Raw genomic sequence first — 2,552 nt, forward strand, 5'->3', positions numbered from 1 at the left:
AAGAAAAAAGCATCGGAAGTCTTTGACCTTTTGGAGAAATTCGCCAACTACGGTTTCAACAAATCCCACGCCGCCGCCTATGCCGTGGTCAGCTATCAAACCGCATGGCTAAAGGCGAACCACCCGGTCGAATTCATGGCCGGTGTGATGAACTGCGATATCCACCTGACGGATAAGCTGGCGGTCTATTTCGAGGAAGTGCGCAAGCGGCTTGATTTGCCATGGGTGCCGCCCTGCGTGAACCGGTCGGATGCGACGTTCAAGGTCGTGGACGGGGCGTTGGTCTATGCGTTGGGCGCGTTGAAAAACGTTGGCGTCGAGGCGATGAAACTGATCACGACGGGCCGCAAGGTTGATGGACAGGACCGGCCCTTTGCGACGCTGTTTGATTTGGCGCGGCGCGTTGATTTGAAGCGGGTCGGCAAGCGTCCTTTGGAAATGCTGGTCCGGTCGGGGGCGTTTGATCAGCTTGATGGCAACCGCCGACGGGTCTGGAATGCGCTGGACGGATTGGTAAGCTATTCCGCCGCGATTCATGAACAAAAGGCCAGCAATCAGGTGTCGCTGTTCGGCGAGGCAGGTGATGATTTGCCCGAACCGCGCATCCTGCCCTGCGATGACTGGGAGGCCGCCGAACGCCTGACCGAGGAATTCAAGGCTGTCGGGTTCTATCTGTCCGGTCATCCGCTGGATGATTACATGGGCCCAATGAAGCGTAAGGCGGCCAGTGGCGGTGTGCCCTTTCTGACACTGGACGAGTTGACTGAAAAAGTGTCGATCAAGGGTGCGATGAACGCGCGCCTTGCTGGTGTGGTCGCGGGGCGGCAGGAACGCAAATCGGCGCGCGGCAACCGCTTTGCCTTTGCGCAATTGTCTGATCCGACGGGGGCGTATGAAGTCACGCTGTTTTCCGACACGCTGGAACTGGCGCGCGATCATTTGGAAACCGGATCAAAGGTTGTCGTGATGGTCGAGGCGACGATGGAAAGCGACCAGCTAAAGTTGCTGGGCCGTTCCGTGGCCGCGATTGACGATGTTGTTGCGGATGCCGGCAACATGGGCCTGCGGATTTTTGTGCAGGAAGCTGCGGCCATTCAAGCGGTCGCCGATGTTCTTGCAGGGGCCAGATCCGCCGCAAAGTCTAGCGGTAAGGGGCCGGTACAGCTTTGCCTGATTGATCCCAGCCTGCCCGGCGAGGTCGAGGTTGACCTGTGTTCGGAATACCCGATGACGCCCAAAATCAAGGGCGCGATCCGGTCACTGAGCGGTGTGATGGAAGTCGAAGAACTCTGACGTGCTTGGCGGGTCAGTAGTGGGGGGGCCGTTCGCCGCCGATCACGACGCCTTCGGCACCGGAGGCTTCGCGTTCGCCTTCGCGCTGCATCAGCATGTGAACACGGCGGGTCAGTGTCGCGATCTCGGTTTCCTGGCGGGCGACGACATCTGACAGATCATCGACAGAGCGGATGAGGTGGGCGAGTTGTTCTTCGAGCTTGTCCATGGGGTCTCCTGAAGTTGACCAATCGGCTGTGGCCGCAGATAGGCGAGGGCCGCGCGCATTGCAACTGTCGGATGGGGGCTGTCTGCCCCCACGGCTGCGCCGTCCCCCGAGGATATTTTTGAGCCAGAGAAGATGACGCGGTTTGCTTGCTCTTGTGTGGGGGGTGGGGTAGATGCGAGGCGCAAAGTTCAGCCCACAGGATGTGATCCCATGGCCAAGCCAAAGAAGACCCCCCGCCCCAAGGCCGAAGCGCCAAAGGGATTTCGTGATTATTTCGGTGCTGAGGTTACCCAGCGGGCCGAAATGCTGCGCAAGATTGCCGGGGTGTATCATCGCTATGGCTTTGACGCGCTGGAGAGTTCCGGCGTTGAGACGGTCGAGGCGTTGGGGAAGTTTCTGCCCGATGTGGACCGCCCCAACGAGGGGGTCTTTGCGTGGCGGGAAGACGCCGATGCGGACAAGCCCGGTGACTGGCTGGCGCTGCGCTATGATCTGACCGCACCGCTGGCGCGGGTTTATGCGCAGCACCGCAATGATTTGCCGACCCCGTACCGCCGCTATGCGATGGGGCCTGTGTGGCGGAACGAAAAGCCCGGACCGGGACGGTTTCGCCAGTTTTATCAATGCGATGCGGATACGGTTGGCGCGCCTTCGGTGGCTGCGGATGCCGAGATTTGCGCGATGCTGGCCGATTGCCTTGAGGAGGTCGGCATCGAGCGCGGTGATTACATCGTGCGCGTTAACAACCGCAAGGTTTTGAACGGCGTGATGGAAGTTGCAGGCGTGTTGGACCCGTCGGATCCTGACAAATTTGCTGCCGAACGCGGCATCGTTTTGCGCGCGATCGACAAGCTGGACCGGCTGGGGCTGGACGGTGTGCGTGCCTTGCTGGGCGCGGGGCGCAAGGACGATAGCGGTGATTTTACCGATGGTGCTGGGCTGACGGATACTCAGGCCGATGTGGTCATGGGTTTTATGCAAGCCAAGCGGGACACCGGTGCGCAAACTGTGGCGCGGCTGCGTGAGCTGGTGCAAGGGTCCGTCGTTGGTG

General features: G+C 60.3%; 2 protein-coding genes and 1 pseudogene. 2 read left to right on the forward strand and 1 reads right to left on the reverse strand.

Annotated features, from left to right (window positions below; all coding sequences use genetic code 11):
* Positions 1–1,293 (forward strand): annotated as a pseudogene (locus tag ABYT07_RS20400) (DNA polymerase III subunit alpha); the annotation flags it as partial.
* 13 nt (positions 1,294–1,306) lie between these two features.
* On the opposite strand, the gene ABYT07_RS20405 reads toward ABYT07_RS20400, so the two are convergent.
* Positions 1,307–1,501: a SlyX family protein gene (locus tag ABYT07_RS20405; protein WP_372993836.1), complete on the reverse strand. Its 195-nt coding sequence runs from the start codon at positions 1,499–1,501 to the stop codon at positions 1,307–1,309.
* A 210-nt stretch (positions 1,502–1,711) separates the two neighbouring features.
* Here ABYT07_RS20405 and ABYT07_RS20410 point away from each other — a divergent pair.
* Positions 1,712–2,552: ATP phosphoribosyltransferase regulatory subunit (locus ABYT07_RS20410; RefSeq protein ID WP_372993837.1), on the forward strand; the 841-nt coding region annotated here is incomplete at its 3' end.

Source organism: Sulfitobacter sp. (assembly GCF_041552635.1).
Taxonomy (GTDB): Bacteria; Pseudomonadota; Alphaproteobacteria; order Rhodobacterales; family Rhodobacteraceae; genus Sulfitobacter.

Excerpts from the sequence above, each read along its gene's own strand:
- ABYT07_RS20405 (WP_372993836.1), bottom strand. The coding sequence starts at position 1,501 with ATGGACAAGCTCGAAGAACAACTCGCCCACCTCATCCGCTCTGTCGAT.